Source organism: Enterobacter sichuanensis, from assembly GCF_009036245.1.
GTDB classification, from domain to species: domain Bacteria; phylum Pseudomonadota; class Gammaproteobacteria; order Enterobacterales; family Enterobacteriaceae; genus Enterobacter; species Enterobacter sichuanensis.
Map to the genome: position 1 here is coordinate 1,399,545 of NZ_CP027986.1, position 21,073 is coordinate 1,420,617.

Genomic DNA, 21,073 nt, shown 5'->3' on the forward strand with positions numbered 1-21,073 from the left:
AAAGCGGAAAGTGTTTAAAAAAGCGCCTTTTTTAGGACTATGTCACAGGAGGGAGGTTAAAAAAGCGAGGGAGTGCACATCAACGGTGCCGGCGGTGGTGAGTTGTGGTGCAGGAACAAGAATGATGAAATTGTGAGCTATATCTCATCGATTGGTTATGAAAGAGACAACTGTTAATCATCAAAAAATAGCTATAAAAATTTTTTCCTGCCGTCTCGTGGGAAAATCCGGGAATTTGCCGAGCGCCAGTCTGTATGGGCTGGAAGCAGTTATCCACTATTCCTGTGGATAACCATGTGCATTAGAGTTAGAAAACACGCGATAAGCGAGAGAAGACGCGGCTTTCGCCCAAATTGACGCGAAACGCGGCTTTAGAAAATATCGTTTATAATTTAATTGCTTAGATAAAAGCAATTCCCGTCACGAAAGTGTCACCCGTTGCCATAAAACTATCATTACCTGGCTTGACAAATGTTAAAAAAGAAAAAGTTCTGGGGATAACCTCACCTGACTGGTGTTTTATATTGTCACAGTCCAAATTTTGGCCGCTATCGCGCTAATCATTCAGGCGCTATGCTAAATATCCTGACATGCCACTGGTTTTTCATCCAGTGTTTTTTACTGGCAATCCTGGCAACAACGAGTAAAATTACTCACCTGCCGCTTATAACGTCATCAGGTTGTCGCCCATGAGTAAACCGTTCAAATTGAATTCTGCTTTCCGTCCATCTGGCGATCAGCCTGAGGCGATCCGCCGTCTGGAAGAGGGGCTGGAAGACGGGCTGGCACACCAGACGCTGCTGGGGGTAACCGGCTCCGGCAAAACGTTCACTATCGCCAACGTGATTGCCGATCTGCAGCGCCCCACGATGGTGCTGGCACCCAATAAAACCCTCGCCGCACAGCTTTACGGCGAAATGAAAGAGTTCTTCCCGGATAATGCCGTGGAGTATTTCGTCTCCTACTACGATTACTACCAGCCTGAGGCCTACGTCCCGAGCTCTGACACGTTCATTGAGAAAGATGCCTCGGTAAACGAACACATTGAGCAGATGCGTCTGTCGGCGACGAAGGCGCTGCTGGAGCGTCGCGATGTGGTGGTCGTGGCGTCGGTATCGGCTATCTACGGTCTGGGCGATCCGGACCTCTACCTGAAAATGATGCTGCACCTGACCCAGGGGATGATCATCGATCAGCGCGCGATTTTGCGCCGTCTGGCGGAGCTGCAGTACACCCGTAATGACCAGGCGTTCCAGCGCGGAACGTTCCGCGTTCGCGGTGAAGTGATTGATATCTTCCCGGCAGAATCTGACGATATTGCGCTGCGCGTAGAGTTGTTTGACGAAGAGGTCGAGCGCCTCTCGCTGTTCGACCCGCTGACCGGCCACATCGAGTCAGTCATTCAGCGCTATACCATCTACCCGAAAACGCACTATGTGACGCCACGCGAGCGTATTGTGCAGGCGATGGAAGAGATCAAATTCGAGCTGGCAGAACGCCGTAAAGTGCTTCTGGCGAACAATAAGCTGCTGGAGGAGCAACGCCTGACCCAGCGTACCCAGTTTGATCTGGAGATGATGAACGAGCTGGGCTACTGCTCCGGGATCGAAAACTACTCCCGTTTCCTCTCCGGTCGCGGGCCGGGTGAGCCACCGCCAACACTGTTTGACTATCTTCCGGCCGACGGTCTGCTGGTGATCGACGAATCCCACGTCACCATCCCGCAGATTGGCGGGATGTATCGCGGTGACCGGGCGCGCAAAGAGACGCTGGTGGAGTACGGATTCCGCCTGCCGTCCGCGCTGGATAACCGTCCAATGAAGTTTGAAGAGTTTGAGGCGCTGGCCCCGCAGACCATCTACGTCTCGGCAACCCCGGGCAACTATGAGCTGGAGAAATCCGGCGATGAGGTGGTTGACCAGGTTGTGCGTCCGACGGGGCTGCTGGACCCGGTTATCGAGGTGCGTCCCGTGGCGACGCAGGTGGACGATCTGCTCTCCGAGATCCGTGCCCGTTCCGCCATCAACGAGCGTGTGCTGGTGACCACGCTCACCAAACGTATGGCGGAAGATCTGACCGAGTATCTCGAAGAGCACGGCGAGAAGGTGCGTTATCTGCACTCGGATATCGATACCGTGGAGCGCATGGAGATTATTCGCGACCTGCGCCTGGGCGAGTTTGACGTGCTGGTGGGGATTAACCTGTTGAGGGAAGGTCTGGATATGCCTGAAGTCTCACTGGTGGCGATTCTGGATGCCGATAAAGAGGGCTTCCTGCGTTCTGAACGCTCTCTGATCCAGACCATTGGCCGCGCCGCGCGTAACGTCAACGGCAAAGCGATTCTGTACGGGGATAAAATCACCCCGTCGATGGCGAAAGCGATCGGTGAAACGGAGCGCCGTCGCGAGAAACAGCAGCGCTACAACGAAGAACACGGCATTACGCCGCAGGGGCTGAACAAGAAGGTGGTGGATATTCTGGCGCTGGGTCAGAACATTGCCAAAACCAAAGCGAAAGGCCGCGGCAAGGCGCGTTCAGTGGTGGAAGAAGATACCGTCGCGCTGACGCCGAAAGCGCTGCAGCAGAAAATCCACGAGCTGGAAGCGCAGATGATGCAGCACGCGCAGAACCTTGAGTTTGAAGAGGCGGCGCAGATCCGCGACCAGCTTCATCAGCTGCGGGATCTTTTCATCGCCGCATCTTAGTTAAAGCGGCGTGTTTTCTCCCTCTCCCTGTGGGAGAGGACCGGGGTGAGGGCATCAGGCCGCACAAAATGCGCCTAGCCCAGCGCCTGAATCGCTTTCTCCAGCGCTTCGCGCAGCAAGTGCCTGTCATGACGATATTTGATATCGCTGGCCTCCAGCGGCTCCTGTATCACCAGGCGATCGCCAATCCCTGACACATCAACTTTCGGTCCCACTACCACGCCGTCGATAATTTTCTTCCCGACGTACTGCTCCATCAGCTCCAGCTTGTCCGCCAGCGACAGGCTGGCCGCGGCCGGGCTCAGTTCACGGCCCAGGTTACCGATGTAGACCATCGGAGCAGGGGTTCTGCGCAGCGCCTGTGCCAGCTCTTTCACCAGCAGAATCGGCATCAGGCTGGTGTAAAAACTGCCGGGGCCGATCAGGATCACATCCGCCTCGGCGATGGCCTCAACCGCTTCGCGCGTGGCGGGGACGGCGGGGTAGGTCATCAGCTCTTTTGGCGGCAGGGTTAGCTGGTCGATATTCACTTCGCCGTACACTTCATGGCCATCCACGTCGATGGCCATCAAATCGACCGGCTGTTCAGACATCGGGATCAGGAACGCATCCACTTTAAGCAGATTACGTATCAGATTGATGGCTTCCAGCGGGCGCACGCTCAGGTGATCGAGAGCCTTAAGCATTAAATTTCCGAGGTTATGCCCGGAAAGTTCCCCATTCCCGCCGAAACGGTACTCAAACATCGCCGAGGCGACGCTCGGTTCGGTAATCAGCTGGTTCAGGCAGTTGCGCATATCGCCCCAGGCGATACCCCCTTCCGCACGTCGGATGCGCCCCGTAGAGCCACCGTTATCCGTGGTTGTCACTATCCCTGTCAGTCTGGAGCCGAGTGAAGACAATGAGGACATCACTCGCCCGAGACCGTGGCCTCCGCCGAGTGCGACCACACGGTCAAGATCCGCAAAAGTGCGATTGCGCATACCTGTTCCTTATCACGTTTGATCTGCGTAACACTACCTTAACTACCCCTAAAAGACGATGCCCTACCGGACGCAAAATGACACATATCAATGCGAAGAGGCTGTTTTTGAGTATTCTGTAGCGAAAATACACGATTATGTCGTTATGTAGTTATTTATATAGCGTTAAGCGAGAATAGCGGTGAGAGGATTTACGCGCTACTATCGCCATAACCACGTTTTCAAATTTGAAAACATACACTCTAGCCTTTGTGCCTGTGTCGAAAGATATGGCGCTCTGGCCGTGGCGAATTTGCCACCAGGGTACAGAAAGAAATGACTGTGCCTCCCGTATCTGGAAAGGTGTACATGGCTTCACAACTTACTGATGCTTTCGCGCGTAAGTTTTATTACTTACGTCTGTCGATTACCGATGTGTGCAACTTCCGTTGCACTTACTGTCTGCCCGACGGCTACAAACCGGGCAGCGTCACCAATAACGGCTTTCTCTCCGTGGATGAAGTGCGCCGCGTCACGCGCGCCTTCTCTGAGCTTGGCACCGAAAAAGTGCGTCTGACCGGCGGTGAACCCTCGCTGCGTCGCGACTTCCCTGAGATCATTGCCGCCGTGCGTGAAAACGAGCGCATCCGCCAGATTGCGGTCACCACCAACGGTTACCGTATGGCCCGCGATGTGGCCATCTGGCGTGATGCCGGCTTAACCGCCATCAACGTCAGCGTGGACAGCCTTGATGCCCGCCAGTTCCACGCCATTACCGGCCAGGATAAATTCCAGCAGGTTATGGACGGCATCGACGCGGCATTTGCGGCTGGCTTCGAAAAGGTCAAAGTCAACACCGTACTGATGCGTGACGTGAACCATCATCAGCTGGACACCTTCCTGGCGTGGATCAAATCCCGTCCCATTCAGTTGCGTTTTATCGAGCTGATGGAAACCGGTGAGGGCAGCGAGCTGTTCCGCCGCCATCACATCTCCGGCATGGTGCTGCGCGACGAGCTCCTGAAACGCGGTTGGATCCACCAGATTCGCCAGCGCAGCGATGGCCCGGCGCAGGTCTTCTGCCACCCGGATTACGAAGGTGAGATAGGGCTTATCATGCCCTATGAGAAAGACTTCTGCGCCAGCTGTAACCGTCTGCGCGTCTCCTCCGTGGGCAAACTGCACTTATGTCTGTTTGGCGACGGTGGCGTTGAGCTACGCGATCTGCTGGCAGATGATACCCAGCAGAGTGCGCTTGAAGCGCGGATCTCTGAGGCCCTGACGCATAAAAAACAGACCCACTTCCTGCATCAGGGCAATACCGGCATCACTCAGAACCTGTCCTACATCGGCGGGTAATCAGGCTTAAGAGGGAATCAAAAAATGAGTCAGGTAAGCGCAGAATTTATCCCGACACGCATTGCTATCCTTACCGTTTCCGATCGCCGTGGCGAAGAGGATGATACCTCCGGCCACTGGCTGCGCGAGGCGGCCCATGACGCAGGACATAAGATCGTCGATAAAGCGATCGTCAAAGAGAACCGCTACGCCATTCGCGCGCAGGTCTCTCAGTGGATCGCCAGTGATGAGGTGCAGGTGGTGCTGATCACCGGCGGCACCGGCTTTACCACGGGCGATCAGGTACCTGAAGCGCTGATCCCGCTGTTCGACCGCGAAGTGGAAGGCTTCGGCGAGGTGTTCCGCATGCTCTCCTTTGAAGAGATTGGTACTTCCACGCTGCAGTCGCGTGCCGTTGCCGGGGTGGCTAACAAAACCCTGATTTTCGCCATGCCGGGTTCGACCAAAGCCTGCCGCACCGCGTGGGAAAACATCATCGCCCCGCAGCTGGATGCCCGTACCCGTCCGTGTAATTTCCATCCCCATTTAAAGAAATAAGCTATGTCACAACTGACCCACATTAACGCCGCTGGCGAAGCGCATATGGTGGACGTCTCCGCCAAAGCCGAAACGGTGCGCGAGGCGCGCGCGGAAGCGTTCGTCACTATGCTGCCAGAAACCCTGGCGATGATTATCGACGGCAGTCATCACAAGGGTGACGTATTTGCCACGGCCCGTATTGCGGGTATTCAGGCCGCGAAACGCACCTGGGACTTAATCCCGCTTTGCCACCCGCTGATGCTGAGCAAAGTGGAAGTGAACCTGCAGGCGCAGCCGGAGCACAGCCGCGTGCGCATTGAATCGTTGTGCCGTTTAACCGGGAAAACCGGCGTGGAGATGGAGGCGCTGACGGCGGCCTCCGTCGCCGCGCTGACCATCTACGACATGTGCAAAGCGGTACAGAAAGATATGGTGATTGGCCCGGTTCGCCTGCTGGCAAAAAGCGGCGGCAAGTCCGGTGATTTTAAGGTGGACAGCGATGATTAAGGTGCTCTTTTTTGCCCAGGTGCGTGAACTGGTGAATACCGACAGCCTGACGCTGGATGCCTCTTTTGAAAACGTTGCGGCTCTGCGTGCGCATCTGGCGGCACAAAGCGACCGCTGGGCGCTGGCGCTGGACGAAGGCAAGCTGCTGGCCGCCGTGAATCAGACGCTGGTGGAATTCACCCATCCGCTGAAGGCAGGGGATGAAGTGGCTTTCTTCCCGCCGGTGACAGGGGGCTAAGATGGCGGAAACCCGAATTCTGGTAGGTCCTGAGCGCTTCAGTGTTGGTACAGAATACAGCTGGCTGGCGGAGCGCGATGAAGACGGCGCCGTTGTTACCTTCACCGGCAAGGTGCGCAACCACAACCTCGGCGACAGCGTGAAGGCGCTGACGCTGGAACACTATCCCGGCATGACGGAGAAATCGCTGGCGGAGATTGTGGACCAGGCGCGAAGCCGCTGGCCGCTTGGGCGCGTCACGGTGATTCACCGCATCGGTGAGATGTGGCCTGGCGAGGAGATTGTCTTCGTCGGGGCGACCAGCGCACACCGCGGCAGCGCGTTTGCCGCCGGGGAGTTCATTATGGATTACCTTAAAACCAGAGCGCCGTTCTGGAAGCGCGAGGCCACGCCGGAAGGCGAACGGTGGGTCGAGTCCCGCGACAGCGATAAACAGGCCGCCAGCCGTTGGTAGTCGGTTTACGTGGATGTGTTACTCTTAACGTGTGTGTCTACTTAATCTTAATCAGGAGTGAATCATGGACCGATTTCCGCGTTCCGATTCAATAGTACAGCAGACCCGTAGCGGGCTGCAGACGTATATGGCTCAGGTGTATGGCTGGATGACGGTCGGCTTACTGCTTACCGCGTTTATCGCGTGGTATGCAGCGAACACCCCTGAGCTGATGATGTTTATCTTCTCCAGCAAAATCACCTTCTTTGGGCTGATTATCGCGCAGCTGGCGCTGGTGTTTGTGCTCTCAGGCCTGGTGCAAAAGCTGAGTGCCGGCATGGCAACGACCCTGTTTATGCTCTATTCGGCGTTAACGGGGCTGACGCTTTCCAGCATTTTCATCGTTTACACCTACTCTTCCATCGCCAGCACCTTCGTGGTAACCGGCGGGATGTTTGGTGCGATGAGCCTCTACGGTTACACCACCAAACGCGATCTGAGCGGCTTCGGTAGCATGCTGTTCATGGGGCTGATCGGTATCGTGCTGGCGTCGCTGGTAAACTTGTGGCTGAAGAGCGAAGCGCTGATGTGGGCGGTGACCTACATTGGGGTGGTGGTCTTCGTGGGGCTGACGGCGTATGACACCCAGAAGCTGAAAAACATTGGCGAACAGATCGACGTGCGCGACAGCTCTAACCTGCGCAAATACTCGATTCTGGGCGCGCTGACGCTCTATCTGGACTTCATCAACCTGTTCCTGATGCTGCTGCGCATTTTCGGCAACCGTCGCTAAGGTTGTTTTGCCGGGTGGCGGTGCGGTCTGGTGCCCTCACCCTGACCCTCTCCCACGGGAGAGGGAACAAACACTAAAAACGGCAACAAGGTTGCCGTTTTGCTTTTATTTGGCCATCGCCTTCTCGTTCTTCGCCCGTAACTTCTTCGCCCGACTCTCCAGCACCAGATAACAGACCGTTGCCAGCGCCAGCGGCAGGAAGTAATAGAGCATGCGGTAGGCGAGCAGGGCCGCAATGATGGTGCCCTGAGAGACATGTTCTCCGGCCAGCAGAGCGATGAAGACCGCCTCCAGCACGCCGATCCCCGCCGGAATATGCACGATCACCCCGGCAATACTGCTCACCAGCAGCACGCCCAGCACGAAGAAGTAATTCACGTCTTCACCCATCAACAGCCAGATGATGGCTCCCATCGCCATCCAGTTAGCGCTGGACACGGCCATCTGCAGCACCGCGAACTTCCACGAAGGCAATACCAGTTTTTGCCCTTTGATCGTCATATGACGACGTTTCGCAAACGCACAGGCCCAGAGATAAACGGCGATAATCAACAGCAGCACGATGCCCAGTATGCGCAGGGTGGTTTCGTCGATATACCAGTGCGCGGGCAGCTGTACCACGCCGACAGTAAATATCACCCCGCCAAGCAGAATATAGCCCAGCCAGTTGGTGGTGATGCTCAGGGAAAAAATGCGCGTAATTGTCCCGCCTGGCAGGCCCAGGCGTGAGTACAGGCGATAGCGCATGCCAATCCCCCCGACCCAGGTGCTCAGCGTCAGGTTAAAGGCGTAGCAGATAAACGACACCAGCATGACCTGACGTTTGGCCAGCTTGTGGCCGCAGTAAGCCCGGCCCAGCAGGTCATAGCAGCCATACATCAGGTAGCTCACGATAACCAGCCCAAGCGCCCCCAGCAGCACCATCCGGTTATAGTTGCGGATAACTTTCCACACCTCTTCCCAGTCAACTTTCTGCGCATAAACCACCAGCAGAACCGCGACGGCGATGAAAAACAGCCAGGTCAGGATCTTTTTTGCCAGCCGCCAGCGCGGATGTGATTTCGACATCAGGGTTTGCCTCCGTCTTCCGCTTCAATACGGTCCTGGGTTTCCATTTCCGGTTGTACCGGCGGGTCCACCTGCGCCAGTTTCGGCGTATGCGCCGGCAGCCAGCCGACCATCGCCGGGAAATGGCGCAGGAAGTGGAACACCACCACGCTGATGCCCAGGTTCCACCAGGTGCGTTTGGGGACCATGGATTCATCCACCCGCACGCAGTCGTTGACGATCAGCGCCTGCAGGTTATCCCGCAGGGTCTGGTTAAACTGGCGATCGTGAATGATCAGGTTGGCTTCCAGATTGAGCGACAGGCTAAGGGGATCAAGGTTACTGGAACCGACGGTTGCCCAGTGGTCGTCCATCAGCGCGACTTTGCCGTGCAGCGGCCGACGGCGATATTCGTAGATTTGTACGCCGCCTTTCACCAGATAGTTATACAGCAGTCGCGCTCCGACTTTGACGATGGGCATATCCGGCTCGCCTTGCACAATCAGCTTCACCCGCACCCCGCGTCGGGCCGCATTGCGCATGGCATGCAGCAGGCGATAGCCCGGGAAAAAGTAGGCGTTGGCGATGATCACTTCGCGCTTCGCGTTGGCCAGCATCTTAAGATAGTGACGTTCAATATCATCCCGGTGCTCACCGTTATCCCGCCAGACGAAAAGCGCCTGCGCTTCGCCGGGTTTGCGGTTCTCTTCCGGGCGATGATGGCGTCGCCACCAGCGGCGAACGGCCTCTTTCCCCGGCAGGTTTTCCAGCTCAAACAGTAAAATGTCCTGTACCACCGGGCCTTCAATGCGGATTGCGTAGTCCTGCTTCGCTTCCGGGCCATAGTCGGACATGTGTTCCGCGGAGTAGTTAATGCCGCCAACAAACGCTACCGTCTCATCCACCACCACAATTTTGCGGTGCATCCGGCGGAAAAGGTTGGTCCGCATGCCGAACAGGCGAGGGCCGGGATCGTAGTAGCGGAACACCACGCCCGCGGCGGTCAGTTCATTAACGAACGCGTCGCTGAGGTCCGGCGAGCCATAGCCATCCAGCAGCACCTCAATTTTGACGCCGCGTCGGGCGGCGCGCAGCAGCACGCTGTGCAACTGCTTGCCAACGTTATCTTCGAACCAGATAAAGGTTTCGAGGATCACCTTCTGCTGAGCGTTATCAATGGCCTTAAACACGGCCGGGTAATACTCGTCCCCGTTGACCAGCAGCGTGATCCGGTTGCCTTCCTGCCAGGAACATTTCATAAGTGGATCTCCGCGCTGAGCGGGGCATGGTCGGAAAGATGCCGCCAGTTGAGGAGCGCCAGCGCGGTAGGGCTGCTGGCATGGGCATTTTTCACGTAAATGCGATCAAGGCGCAGCAGCGGAAACCGCACCGGAAACGTGCGCGCAGGCCTGCCGTTCGCCCGGGTGAAAATCTCCTCCAGCCCGGCATCCACTTTCAACGGATGGTTTGCCCGCTGTCGCCAGTCATTGAAATCGCCAGCCACGACAACAGGTTCACCGTCAGGCAGCGCGTTGGCCCATTCGGCCAGCATTTTCAGCTGCGCCTGACGATGGGCTTCGCGAAGTCCCAGGTGAACGCAGCCGACATGGATCGGCAGATCAAGATTGGGCGGTGTAATGCGGCAGTAAAGCAGCCCGCGTTTTTCACTCTCCCCGACGGAAACGTCGCGGTTTTCGTAATGTTCTATGGGATAACGCGACAGCACCGCGTTGCCGTGATGCCCTTCAGGATAGACCGCATTGCGGCCATAAGCGTAATCACTCCACATGGTGTCGGCCAGAAATTCGTAGTGCGGCGTGTCGGGCCAGTTTTCAAAGTGGAGCGGATGCACTTCGTGGGCGCCCATCACTTCCTGCAGGCAGACAATATCCGCGCTGACGGTGCGCACCGCGTCGCGCAGCTCCGGTAAAATGAAGCGGCGGTTAAATGCTGTGAAGCCTTTATGAATGTTTATCGTCAGCACTTTAAGCGAGAAATGCTGCATTTTTTTCGTCATAAGCTCCTTCCTGAGTGACTATCCCGATGAAAATAAAGTGTAGTCGTCGTCACAAAAAGATGCGGCGTTACGGAATTTTCCGTAAAGTGCGGTAGTCTGATTAAGCAGAGAAAAATCCTTCAGGAGAGAAGCCATGAAGTGGCAACAACGTGTTCGTGTCGCAACTGGCCTGAGTTGCTGGCAGATAATGTTGCATTTACTGGTCGTGGCCGTACTGGTGATGGGCTGGATGAGCGGCACGCTGGTGCGTGTTGGCCTGGGACTATGCGTCCTTTATGGCGTCACCGTACTGTCGATGCTGTTTTTACAGCGCCACCATGAAGCGCGCTGGCGCGAGGTGGGTGACGTGCTCGAAGAGCTCACCACCACCTGGTATTTTGGTGCAGCGATGATTGTGCTTTGGCTATTGTCTCGCGTGCTGCAAAACAACCTGCTGCTGGCCCTGGCCGGTCTGGCTATTCTTGCCGGGCCTGCGGTGGTCTCGTTGCTGACGAAAGAGAAAAAGCTACGCGATGTTGCGTCTAAACATCGCGTACGCCACTGAGCCCGTCGTGGCCGCGATGACCAGTAGCGGCCACAAACTTCCCCAGACAATATCCAGACTCGCATTCTTCAGATAAATTTGCTTGGTGATATCCGTAAAGTGACGAATCGGGTTTATCCACGTCAGATCCTGTAGCCACACAGGCATATTCTCAACTGGCGAGACATACCCCGAGAGCAGGATCGCGGGCATCATAAAGACGAACACTCCGATAAACGCCTGCTGCTGCGTCGAACAGAGCGCGGAAATCAGCAGTCCAAACCCCACCAGCGACAGCCCGTAAATCACCATGGTGAAGTAAAACAGCGCCAGCGAGCCGGCGAACGGGATCTGGTAGGCCCAGATACCCACCCCCAGCACGATGGTGGCCTGGAAAGTGGCGACAATCAGCGCCGGCACCGCTTTGCCGACAAAGATTTGCCAGGTGGCGAGCGGGGAAACCAGCAGCTGATCCAGCGTGCCCTGTTCGCGTTCGCGGGCGACGGAGAGAGAGGTCACAATCATCACCCCGATGGTGGTGATCATGGCGATCAGCGACGGCACCACAAACCATTTGTAGTCCAGGTTCGGGTTGTACCAGTTACGCACCACCAGTTCACTGTTGTTGGGTTTCGGTTTTCCCTCCATCAGCTCCTGCTGGTAATCCTTCACTATCTGCTGCAGATAGTTGGCCGCGATCTGGGCGCTGTTAGAGTTACGCCCGTCGAGGATCAGCTGAATCGGCGCGGTCTGGAAGGTGTCCAGGTTGCGGGAAAAATCCGCCGGGAAACGCACCAGCAGCAGCGCTTTTTGGGTGTCGATAGTGGGCTTAATCTCCTGCGGGCTTTTCAGCAGCAGGACATGGGTAAAGGCTTTCGCACGGGCAAAGCGCTGGGTCAGCTCGACGGCATGTTTGCCGTTGTCTTCGTTGTAGATGGCGATGGTGGCGTTGGTCACCTCAAGGGTGGCGGCAAACGGAAACAGTAATACCTGAATCAGCACCGGCAGCACCAGAATGGCGCGGGTTTGCGGCTCGCGCAGCAGGGATTGCAGCTCTTTGCGTATTAACGTCCATAAACGGTGAAACATGTTCGCTCCTTAATCCAGTCGCCGTTTGGTTTTCATCCACGTCAAACCAATAAACATCACCGCTGAGGCCATTAAAAACAGCGTGTTGATAATCAGCACCACCGGAATATTCCCCGCCAGAAACAGGCTTTGCAGGGTACTCACGAAGTAGCGCGCCGGAATCACGTAGGTCACGGCGCGGATCACGGCAGGCATACTGTCTATCTGGAAGATAAACCCTGAGAGCATTATCGAGGGCAGGAAAGCGGCGTTCAGCGCCACCTGCGCGGCATTAAACTGGTTGCGGGTAATGGTGGAGATGAGCAGCCCCATGCCCAGCGTGCTGAGTAAAAACAGGCTGGTGATAAAGAACAGCACGATGAGTGAACCGCGATACGGGACGCCGAGGATAAAAACGGACACCAGCATGCAGAGCAGCATCGCCAGCATGCCGAGAAAGTAGTAAGGGATAAGCTTACACAGCAGCAGCTCGACGCGCGTCACTTCGGTTGAAAGCAGGGCCTCCATGGTGCCGCGTTCCCACTCGCGGGCGATCACCAGCGAGGTCAGTATCGCGCCGATCACCGTCATGATAATGGTCACCGCGCCCGGAATAATAAAGTGCTGGCTGATGGCGGCAGGGTTAAACCAGTAGCGCGTCTGCACGTCGATTAGCGGTTTAAATTCTTCGCCCCGATCCTCGGCGCGCTGCATTTGCCATAGCTGCCAGATACCTTCCACGTAGCCCTGAACGAAGTTCGCGGTATTCGGCTCGCTGCCGTCGGTAATGACCTGGATCGGCGCATCGGTATTCGCACGCGCCATGTTGGCGGCAAAATCCACAGGAATAACGATCAGACCGCGAATTTTCCCGGCCTGCATTTTCTGGATTAATTCCTGCCGGTTATCGCTGATGGTGGCATCAATGTAGGGCGAGCCGGTCATGGCGTGGGTGAAGTCCAGCGCCTCTTCGCTCTGCTGTTCCAGCAATATCCCAACCCGCAGCTTGCTGGAGTCCAGATTAATACCGTAGCCAAAGATAAACAGCAGCAGCAGGGGGATCACCACCGCAATCAGCCAGCTACTCGGGTCACGCACGATCTGCCGCGTCTCTTTAACGCACAGCGCGCGGACCCTGCGCCAGGAAATGGCATTACTGCGCATGGGCATTCTCCTTATCCCATTCGTGGATGAGGGTGATAAACGCCTGCTCCATGGTCGGGTCCGGAACCTCATCGTCGGCGGCCTGCGCCTTCAGGTCGTCGGGGGTGCCGTGAGCAATCAGCTTGCCGCGATACACCAGCCCGATGCGGTCGCAATACTCTGCCTCGTCCATAAAGTGGGTGGTGACCATGACGGTCACCCCTTTTTCCACCATGCTGTTGATATGCAGCCAAAACTCGCGGCGGGTGAGGGGATCAACGCCGGAGGTTGGCTCATCCAGAAACAGAATATCGGGCTCGTGCATCAGCGAACAGGCCAGCGCCAGCCGCTGCTTAAAACCGAGCGGCAGTTCGTCGGTGGCGTGAGAGGCGATGCTGGTTAACCCGAAGGCCTCGCTCATGCGGCGAATTTTCTCATTCTGCGCCCGCCCACGCAGGCCATACACCCCGGAGAAAAAGCGCAGGTTTTGCTCTACGGTCAGGTTGCCATACAGGGAGAACTTCTGCGCCATATAGCCCAGATGCTGGCGCGCTTTACCGGAGCTGACCTTAAGATCCATATCCAGCACCAGCGCTTTACCAGACGTCGGGACCAGCAGACCACACATCATCTTAAAGGTGGTGGACTTCCCCGCGCCGTTCGGCCCGAGCAGGCCAAAAATTTCCCCGCGCTTCACCGCGAAGTTGACGTTGTCGGTGGCGGCGAAATCACCAAACTTTTTGGTCAGGGATTTGGCTTCAATCACCGTTTCCCCGGGTGTCCCTTCCACCGTGTGCAGGATTGCGCCGAGGGGGGACTCCGATGTGCCGGCACCTCCCAGCAGGTCGATAAACGCATCTTCAAAACGCGGCGCGGTTTCTTCCATCTCGAGCTCAGGCATGCCCTGCGCACGGCGAATATCGTCAACGGTGGCCTCTTTTTTGAGGATCACCCGCACAGAACGTCCCTGAATCATCCCGTCGCTGATCTGCGGCAGTTTCAGTACCCGCTGAAGCAGCTTGCGGTTGGATTCCTGCGGACTGTGCAGCAGGAAACTGCGCCCGGCCATGCTCTGCGTCAGCGTCGTCGGCTCGCCCTGGTAGAGCAGTTCGCCTTCGTTCATCAGCAGCACGTCCCGGCACTGTTCGGCTTCGTCGAGGTAGGAGGTACTCCAGAGGATCAGCATCCCGTCGCCTGCCAGCTCGTGCACCATCTGCCACAGCTCGCGGCGCGAAATCGGGTCAACGCCCACGCCGGGCTCATCCAGCAACAGGACCTTCGGCTCGCCCACCAGCGTGCAGGCCAGGCCCAGCTTCTGCTTCATCCCGCCGGAGAGCTTGCCCGCCAGCCGGTCCGTGAAGGGACTGAGGGAGGTGAACGCCAGCAGGCGGGCGAAGGTTTTCTGCCGCGTTTCGCCGGTAACGCTGCGCAGATCGGCATACAGGTTCAGGTTTTCCATCACCGTCAGATCTTCATACAGGCCAAACTTCTGCGGCATATAGCCAAGCATGGCGTGCAGCGCACCGTCGTCCTTAATCGGGTCAAGCCCCAGCACGCTGGCTGAGCCTTCATCCGGCTTCAGCAGGCCGGCCAGCATCCGCATCAGGGTGGTTTTGCCTGCGCCGTCCGGGCCCACCAGCCCGGTGACATAGCCTTTCTGGATGGTGCAGTTCAGCGGGGCAACCGCGGGTTTATCCATTCCCTTAAAGCGTTTAACCAGATTGTTGAGCTGAATAACCGCGTCATTCATGTCGTTCCCCGTTGTTCACTTTTACGGTAACAGGCATGCCCTGACGCAGCGCGTCGTCCGCATCGGTCACAATGATGCGCAGGCGATAGACCAGGTCGGTGCGCAGGTCTGGGGTTTCAACGGTTTTCGGTGTGAATTCGGCGGTAGGGGAGACAAAGCCCACTTTGCCGTGATACGGCTTGTCCGGGCGGCCATCCGTATAGAGCAGCAGCTCGCGGCCCGGCTGCATCTGGCCGAGATTCGGCTCGTCGATGTAAGCGCGTACCCAGACCGGGCGGGTCAGGGAGAGGGTTAAGACGGTGCTGCCCGCACTGAGCATGCTGCCCGGCTCCACGGCGCGGGTCATCAGCGTGCCGTCTGACGGTGCCACCAGCGTGGTGTCGTGCAGATCCAGTTCCGCCTGGGCCAGCTGCGCCTGCGCCTGTTCAAGGCTGGCTTTGGCCTGCGCAATGTCCTGCGGACGGTTACCGGTGCGGTACTGGCTCAGCTTGTCCTGGGCGGATTTCAGCGTCGCCTGGGCCTGATCGCGTGATGACCGGGCATTTTCCAGATCGTTAGCGGAAATCGTACGGCTTTTCCATAGCCCCTGCTGGCGGGCATAGAAGTTCTGCGCGTAGTCATAGGCCGCCTGCGCCTGTTTGACGGCCGCCGCGGCCTGGGCAATCTCTTCATCGCGGTAGCCGGCCAGCATCAGATCATACTGCGCCTGGGCAACGGACACGCCGGCTTTGGCCTGCAGCAGCGCATTTTCAAAAGGCGCTTTGTCGAGCATACCCAGCGTCTGGCCCGCCTTAATGGCATCGCCTTCGTCAACGTTCAGCGAGGCGAGACGTCCGCCGACCCGGAAACTCATATTCACCGTGCGAATATCAACATTACCGTACAGCGTCAGGCCCCGGTCCTGATGGCTCTGATACCACAGCCAGCCCCCGACTCCCGCAGCAAGCAAAACAACAACCACCAGAAGGATGGCGACAGGTTTTTTCATGACTTCAGGCTCCTTTGCGTTAAGCCTTGCAGGATCAGATCGAGATGACAGGCGATGACCTGGCTAATCTGCGCGGCTTTATCCTCATCAAATTGTGTCCAGCCGGTGCGTAACAGGATGGTCTCCCGGCCCAGACGGAAGGCCAGGATTTCACCCAGCAGGGCGTGGGTATGCAAAATTGTCCCGGTATCGTCGGCATCCCGTCCGGTATAGGCGGCAATGAGCCGGGTCAGGTGGGTATGCATCGGGGCAATCACCCGATCGTGTACCCGCTGGTAGGCGGCAGTGGGGGAGAGCTGCTCGCGGGAGATAAACTTGCTCAGGTTGAGCGTATCGTCGTGCGTCAGCAGGCGGATCATGTTGTGACAGGCATTAAGAATCAGCTGGCGGATGGCCTCGCGATCGGGCGCAGGCTGGCTGAGCAGCGCGGTGGCTTCCTCGACGTGCGGGTGAAATTGCGTGCCGATAAAATCAGCGATCCAGTCGGCGCAGGCGAGGTATAAATCCTCTTTTGAGCCAAAATAGTAGGGAATGGCAGCGATGTTCTGTCCGGCCAGCGCCGCGATATCCCGGGTAGTCGCGTGCAGCCCGTACTCGCCAAACTGCGCCAGCGCGGCGGCAATAAGCTGATTTTTGGCCTGTTCACCTTTTGATGTCGTCGGGGTTGTATTCATGGTGGCATTAAAAATTAATCAATCGATTGATTAAGACTATGCCTGATTCCCCTTCTCGTCGAGGGAACTGAGGGATATTTTATGCGCCACGTCACAAAAGCTGCTACACTCCGCCCCTTCGCGACATTGTGGTTTTTGTCCTCCTAATTGTTATATCTCCCTGAAAACTACACCTGTGATGGTCGGGGCGGTTCGGAGTTTTTATGTCTTTTGATTCCCTTGGCCTGAACCCGGAAATTCTGCGCGCGATCGCAGAGCAGGGCTACGTTGAGCCAACCCCAATCCAGCAGCAGGCGATCCCCGCCGTCCTGCAGGGCCGCGACCTGATGGCCAGCGCCCAGACCGGGACCGGTAAAACCGCGGGCTTTACCCTGCCGCTGTTAGAGCTGCTGGTAAAAAATCAGCCGCACGCCAAGGGCCGTCGCCCGGTCCGCGCGCTGATCCTCACCCCAACCCGTGAGCTGGCCGCCCAGATTGGTGAGAACGTGCGTGACTATAGCCGCTATCTCAACATTCGCTCGCTGGTCGTTTTCGGTGGTGTCAGCATTAACCCGCAGATGATGAAGCTGCGCGGCGGTGTGGACGTGCTGGTGGCCACGCCGGGCCGTCTGCTGGACCTGGAACACCAGAACGCGGTGAAGCTGGATAACGTTGAAATTCTGGTGCTGGACGAAGCCGACCGCATGCTCGACATGGGCTTTATTCACGACATTCGCCGCGTGCTGGCTAAACTGCCGCCGCGTCGTCAGAACCTGCTCTTCTCCGCGACCTTCTCCGACGAAATCAAGGCGCTGGCGGAAAAACTGCTGCATAACCCGCTGGAAGTGGAAGTGGCGCGCCGCAACACCGCCTCCGAACAGGTGACACAGCACGTTCACTTTGTGGATAAAAAGCGTAAGCGGGAACTGCTCTCGCAGATGATCGGCCAGGGCAACTGGCAGCAGGTGCTGGTCTTTACCCGCACCAAGCACGGCGCGAACCATCTGGCGGAACAGCTTAACAAAGACGGCATTCGCAGTGCGGCGATCCACGGCAACAAGAGCCAGGGCGCGCGTACCCGTGCGCTGGCGGACTTCAAGTCTGGCGATATCCGCGTGCTGGTGGCGACCGACATCGCCGCCCGTGGCCTCGACATTGAAGAGCTGCCGCACGTGGTGAACTACGAGCTGCCAAATGTGCCGGAAGACTACGTGCACCGTATTGGCCGTACCGGTCGCGCGGCGGCAACCGGTGAAGCGCTCTCGCTGGTGTGCGTGGATGAGCACAAACTGCTGCGCGATATCGAACGCCTGCTGAAGAAAGAGATCCCGCGTATCGAAACCCCGGGCTATGAAGTGGACCCGTCAATCAAAGCCGAGCCGATTCAGAATGGTCGTCAGGGTGGTCGCGGTCAGGGCGGCGGCGGTCGTGGCCAGCAGCCACGTCGTGGTGAAGGCGGTGCGCCGAAATCATCGGGCAAACCTCCGCGTCGTAACAACGAGGCCAAACCCGCCGGTGAAAATCCGTGGCGCAGTGGTGAAGGCAAGCCTGCAGGGGAAGGGCAGCGCCGACGCCGCCCGCGCAAACCTGCTAACCCGCAGTAATCTGGAAGCCCGGTCGTAAAGCCGGGCTTTTCTTTTTGCGGCAGAGAAGAGAAAGTGCCACAATAGTGGCTGTTTATACAGTGTTTCAGGTTTTCCGATGGCTTTAACCGCTGCGCTCAAGGCGCAAATTGGCGCATGGTATAAGGCGCTACAGCAGCAGATCCCCGATTTTATCCCCCGAGCGCCGCAGCGGCAGATGATTGCTGATGTGGCAAAAACGCTCGCCGGGGACGACGGGCGACATCTGGCGATTGAAGCCCCGACCGGCGTCGGGAAAACCCTGTCGTATCTCATTCCCGGCATCGCCATCGCGCGGGAGGAGGACAAAACGCTGGTGGTCAGCACCGCCAACGTGGCCTTGCAGGACCAGATCTTTAGTAAAGATTTACCGCTGCTGCGCAAAATCATCCCCGACCTGCGGTTTACGGCCGCCTTCGGCCGCGGGCGCTACGTCTGCCCGCGTAATCTGGCAGGGCTTGCCAGCAACGAGGCGTCGCAACAGGATTTGTTGGCGTTCCTCGACGACGATCTCACGCCAAACAACAAAGCCGAGCAGGAGCTCTGCGCAACGCTTAAAGGCGATCTTGATGGCTATAAGTGGGACGGCCTGCGCGATCACACCGATAAAGCCATCAGCGACGATCTGTGGCGCAGGCTCAGCACCGACAAAGCCAGCTGTCTGAACCGCAACTGTCACTACTACCGCGAATGCCCGTTCTTCGTCGCGCGGCGCGAAATTCAGGAAGCCGAAGTGGTGGTGGCTAACCACGCCCTGGTGATGGCGGCGCTGGAGAGCGAAGCGGTGCTGCCGGAGCCGAAAAACCTGCTGCTGGTGCTCGACGAAGGACACCATCTGCCCGACGTGGCGCGCGACGCGCTGGAGATGAGCGCGGAAATTACCGCGCCCTGGTTCCGCCTGCAGCTGGATCTCTTCTGCAAGCTTGTCGCCACCTGCATGGAGCAGTTCCGCCCGAAAACCACGCCCCCGCTGGCGGTGCCCGAGCGGCTGAGCGACCATTGCGAAGAGGTCTACGGCCTGATTGCCTCGCTCAACAACATTTTGAATCTTTATCTTCCGGCAGCCCAGGAGGCCGAGCACCGCTTCGCCATGGGAGAGCTGCCGGAAGAGGTGATGGAGATTTGCCAGCAGCTGGCGAAGCATCTGGAAAAGCTGCGCGGTCTGGCAGAGTTGTTCTTAAACGATCTCAGCGAGAAAACGGGCACCCACGACGTCGTGCGCCTGCACCGCATTCTGCTGCAGATGAACCGCGCGCTGGGGATGTTCGAAGCGCAGAGCAAGCTCTGGCGGCTGGCCTCAATGGCGCAGGCCTCCGGCGCGCCGGTTACCAAATGGGCCACCCGCGAAGTGCGCGACGGGCAGGTGCATCTCTTTTTCCACTGCGTGGGCATCCGCGTGGCCGACCAGCTGGAAAAGCTGATCTGGCGCAGCGTACCGCACGTGGTGGTGACCTCTGCGACTCTGCGCTCCCTTAACAGTTTCTCGCGTCTGCAGGAGATGAGCGGCCTGAAAGAAAAAGCGGGCGACCGCTTTGTGGCGCTGGACTCGCCGTTTAACCACTGCGAACAGGGCAAGCTGGTTATTCCCCGCATGAAATACGAGCCGCTGATTGACAACGAAGAGCAGCACATCGCGGAGATGGCGGCCTACTTCCGCGAGCAGGTCGAGAGCAAAAAATACCCCGGGATGCTGGTGCTGTTTGCCAGTGGGCGCGCCATGCAACGGTTCCTTGAGCACGTCACCGACCTGCGTTTACTCCTGCTGGTGCAGGGCGACCAGCCGCGCTACCGGCTGGTGGAAACGCACCGCAAGCGCATCGATGGCGGTGAGCGCAGCGTGCTGGTGGGGCTGCAGTCGTTCGCTGAAGGTCTGGATCTAAAAGGGGATTACCTGACACAGGTGCATATCCATAAAATCGCCTTCCCGCCGATCGACAGCCCGGTGGTGATCACCGAAGGAGAGTGGCTCAAAAGCCTGAACCGCTATCCGTTTGAGGTGCAAAGCTTACCGGCAGCGTCGTTTAACCTGATCCAGCAGGTGGGACGCCTCATCCGAAGCCACGGCTGCTGGGGGGAGGTCGTTATCTATGACAAACGTCTGCTCACCAAAAACTACGGCCAGCGGCTGCTGAATGCCTTACCGGTGTTCCCGATAGAACAGCCTCAAGTACCGGAAATAAAAAAACGCCCGGCAAAACAGACTGCCGGGCGTCGGAAAAGCATCCGTGCTAAGGGGCGCGGTCCTACTGGTAAGTAAAGGTGGCCTGAACAACGCTACTGAAGGTGCCAGCCGTTACCGGCATCGATGTTGCGTAATAGCGTGCGGCCATCGGAAAAGCAGCAGTATGGGTTGAGCCGTTAATCATCGTGTTGAAACTGGCTTGTGGGGCGAGGGTGATAAAATCTATCCGGTCTGCCAGTTCAAGGGCGAGGCCACCTGCTGTTCCCGTGTTGGCGTACTTGTTGGGATGCTTTGCGTCCGGCTGGCCATTGACCGTGATGGTGGCGACCATCAGGCTGGCAGGACAATTTGTCAGGAGAAGGTCAAAGTCTTTCCATTTCCCCGTATCACCGACGGATTTAAAATTGCTGGAAAGCGTCTGACCCAGATCGACCACCATGTTCTGGCTGCTGCTGTCCACCTGGCAGGTGGTATCGTAAATATTCCCTGCAATATTGACGGTGACGTCGGTTGCGGCCACCGGGAGAGTCGCCAGCCAAAGACAGTACAAAAACGGTTTCATCG

20 protein-coding genes and 1 riboswitch are annotated in these 21,073 nt (G+C 57.6%); of the genes, 10 read left to right on the forward strand and 10 right to left on the reverse strand.

Features of this window, described 5'->3' with window-relative positions; all coding sequences use genetic code 11:
* Positions 1 to 689: 689 nt before the first annotated feature.
* Positions 690 to 2,705 (forward strand): excinuclease ABC subunit UvrB, encoded by a 2,016-nt coding sequence (gene uvrB, locus C1N69_RS06610; RefSeq protein WP_155030877.1) that lies wholly within the window; start codon positions 690 to 692, stop codon positions 2,703 to 2,705.
* 74 nt (positions 2,706 to 2,779) lie between these two features.
* Here the strand turns inward: uvrB and yvcK are convergent, their stop codons facing one another.
* Positions 2,780 to 3,688, reverse strand: a complete 909-nt coding sequence (yvcK, locus tag C1N69_RS06615) for a uridine diphosphate-N-acetylglucosamine-binding protein YvcK (protein ID WP_025757243.1) — start codon at positions 3,686 to 3,688, stop codon at positions 2,780 to 2,782.
* A gap of 226 nt (positions 3,689 to 3,914) precedes the next feature.
* Positions 3,915 to 4,049: riboswitch (molybdenum cofactor riboswitch) on the forward strand.
* Here yvcK and moaA point away from each other — a divergent pair.
* The 6 genes from moaA (at position 4,037) to C1N69_RS06650 (ending at position 7,516) form a co-directional block, all read left to right on the forward strand.
* Positions 4,037 to 5,026: a GTP 3',8-cyclase MoaA gene (gene moaA, locus C1N69_RS06625; RefSeq protein ID WP_155030878.1), complete on the forward strand. Its 990-nt coding sequence runs from the start codon at positions 4,037 to 4,039 to the stop codon at positions 5,024 to 5,026. It overlaps the preceding riboswitch by 13 nt.
* Before the next feature lie 24 nt (positions 5,027 to 5,050).
* A complete protein-coding gene (gene moaB / locus C1N69_RS06630; protein WP_059386079.1) occupies positions 5,051 to 5,563 on the forward strand; it encodes a molybdenum cofactor biosynthesis protein B in 513 nt (170 codons plus the stop codon).
* Between the two features lie 3 nt (positions 5,564 to 5,566).
* Positions 5,567 to 6,052, forward strand: a complete 486-nt coding sequence (gene moaC / locus C1N69_RS06635; protein ID WP_059386080.1) for a cyclic pyranopterin monophosphate synthase MoaC — start codon at positions 5,567 to 5,569, stop codon at positions 6,050 to 6,052.
* Positions 6,045 to 6,290, forward strand: a complete 246-nt coding sequence (gene moaD / locus C1N69_RS06640) for a molybdopterin synthase sulfur carrier subunit (protein ID WP_025757247.1) — start codon at positions 6,045 to 6,047, stop codon at positions 6,288 to 6,290. The genes moaC and moaD overlap by 8 nt, the downstream gene beginning before the upstream one ends.
* 1 nt (position 6,291) lies before the next feature.
* Positions 6,292 to 6,744: a molybdopterin synthase catalytic subunit MoaE gene (gene moaE / locus C1N69_RS06645; RefSeq protein WP_047958069.1), complete on the forward strand. Its 453-nt coding sequence runs from the start codon at positions 6,292 to 6,294 to the stop codon at positions 6,742 to 6,744.
* 64 nt (positions 6,745 to 6,808) lie between these two features.
* Complete coding sequence (locus C1N69_RS06650) at positions 6,809 to 7,516, forward strand: Bax inhibitor-1/YccA family protein (RefSeq protein WP_014883084.1); 708 nt, start codon at positions 6,809 to 6,811, stop codon at positions 7,514 to 7,516.
* Positions 7,517 to 7,621: 105 nt separating this feature from the next.
* On the opposite strand, the gene C1N69_RS06655 is transcribed toward C1N69_RS06650, so the two are convergent.
* Genes C1N69_RS06655 through C1N69_RS06665 form a run of 3 tightly spaced genes read right to left on the reverse strand, consistent with a single transcriptional unit; the run spans position 7,622 to position 10,580 of the window.
* On the reverse strand, positions 7,622 to 8,584 hold the full coding sequence (locus C1N69_RS06655; protein ID WP_047958070.1) for a lysylphosphatidylglycerol synthase transmembrane domain-containing protein: 963 nt from the start codon (positions 8,582 to 8,584) through the stop codon (positions 7,622 to 7,624).
* Entirely contained in the window at positions 8,584 to 9,822 is a 1,239-nt protein-coding gene (clsB, locus tag C1N69_RS06660; RefSeq protein WP_025757251.1) for a cardiolipin synthase ClsB, read from the reverse strand. Before clsB ends, C1N69_RS06655 begins: the two co-directional genes overlap by 1 nt.
* Positions 9,819 to 10,580, reverse strand: a complete 762-nt coding sequence (locus tag C1N69_RS06665) for an endonuclease/exonuclease/phosphatase family protein (RefSeq protein WP_025757252.1) — start codon at positions 10,578 to 10,580, stop codon at positions 9,819 to 9,821. The genes clsB and C1N69_RS06665 overlap by 4 nt, the downstream gene beginning before the upstream one ends.
* Positions 10,581 to 10,713: 133 nt before the next feature.
* Between C1N69_RS06665 and C1N69_RS06670 the strand changes: the two genes are divergently transcribed.
* Positions 10,714 to 11,124 carry a YbhQ family protein gene (locus C1N69_RS06670; RefSeq protein WP_023334980.1) on the forward strand — a complete coding sequence of 137 codons (411 nt, stop codon included), beginning with the start codon at positions 10,714 to 10,716 and terminating at the stop codon, positions 11,122 to 11,124.
* On the opposite strand, the gene C1N69_RS06675 is transcribed toward C1N69_RS06670, so the two are convergent.
* From C1N69_RS06675 to cecR, 5 genes are read right to left on the reverse strand one after another with little or no spacing between them, the layout of a single operon-like run.
* Positions 11,086 to 12,192 carry an ABC transporter permease gene (locus C1N69_RS06675; RefSeq protein ID WP_155030879.1) on the reverse strand — a complete coding sequence of 369 codons (1,107 nt, stop codon included), beginning with the start codon at positions 12,190 to 12,192 and terminating at the stop codon, positions 11,086 to 11,088. The genes C1N69_RS06670 and C1N69_RS06675 overlap by 39 nt on opposite strands.
* 9 nt (positions 12,193 to 12,201) lie before the next feature.
* The gene (locus C1N69_RS06680; protein ID WP_059386082.1) at positions 12,202 to 13,335 is read right to left on the reverse strand and encodes an ABC transporter permease; all 1,134 of its coding nucleotides are present in this window, start codon (positions 13,333 to 13,335) and stop codon (positions 12,202 to 12,204) included.
* On the reverse strand, positions 13,325 to 15,064 hold the full coding sequence (locus tag C1N69_RS06685) for an ATP-binding cassette domain-containing protein (protein WP_155030880.1): 1,740 nt from the start codon (positions 15,062 to 15,064) through the stop codon (positions 13,325 to 13,327). Before C1N69_RS06685 ends, C1N69_RS06680 begins: the two co-directional genes overlap by 11 nt.
* The gene (gene hlyD / locus C1N69_RS06690; protein ID WP_025757256.1) at positions 15,057 to 16,052 is read right to left on the reverse strand and encodes a secretion protein HlyD; all 996 of its coding nucleotides are present in this window, start codon (positions 16,050 to 16,052) and stop codon (positions 15,057 to 15,059) included. The genes C1N69_RS06685 and hlyD overlap by 8 nt, the downstream gene beginning before the upstream one ends.
* Positions 16,049 to 16,726 carry a transcriptional regulator CecR gene (gene cecR / locus C1N69_RS06695; RefSeq protein WP_025757257.1) on the reverse strand — a complete coding sequence of 226 codons (678 nt, stop codon included), beginning with the start codon at positions 16,724 to 16,726 and terminating at the stop codon, positions 16,049 to 16,051. Before cecR ends, hlyD begins: the two co-directional genes overlap by 4 nt.
* A 203-nt stretch (positions 16,727 to 16,929) precedes the next feature.
* Between cecR and rhlE the strand changes: the two genes are divergently transcribed.
* Together rhlE and dinG are read left to right on the forward strand one after the other, a co-directional pair.
* The gene (gene rhlE / locus C1N69_RS06700) at positions 16,930 to 18,309 is read left to right on the forward strand and encodes an ATP-dependent RNA helicase RhlE (RefSeq protein WP_025757258.1); all 1,380 of its coding nucleotides are present in this window, start codon (positions 16,930 to 16,932) and stop codon (positions 18,307 to 18,309) included.
* Positions 18,310 to 18,406: 97 nt separating this feature from the next.
* Positions 18,407 to 20,584: an ATP-dependent DNA helicase DinG gene (gene dinG / locus C1N69_RS06705; RefSeq protein ID WP_155030881.1), complete on the forward strand. Its 2,178-nt coding sequence runs from the start codon at positions 18,407 to 18,409 to the stop codon at positions 20,582 to 20,584.
* Here dinG and C1N69_RS06710 read toward each other — a convergent pair.
* Positions 20,571 to 21,071 (reverse strand): fimbrial protein, encoded by a 501-nt coding sequence (locus tag C1N69_RS06710; RefSeq protein ID WP_155030882.1) that lies wholly within the window; start codon positions 21,069 to 21,071, stop codon positions 20,571 to 20,573. The genes dinG and C1N69_RS06710 overlap by 14 nt on opposite strands.
* Between the last annotated feature and the right edge of the window lie 2 nt (positions 21,072 to 21,073).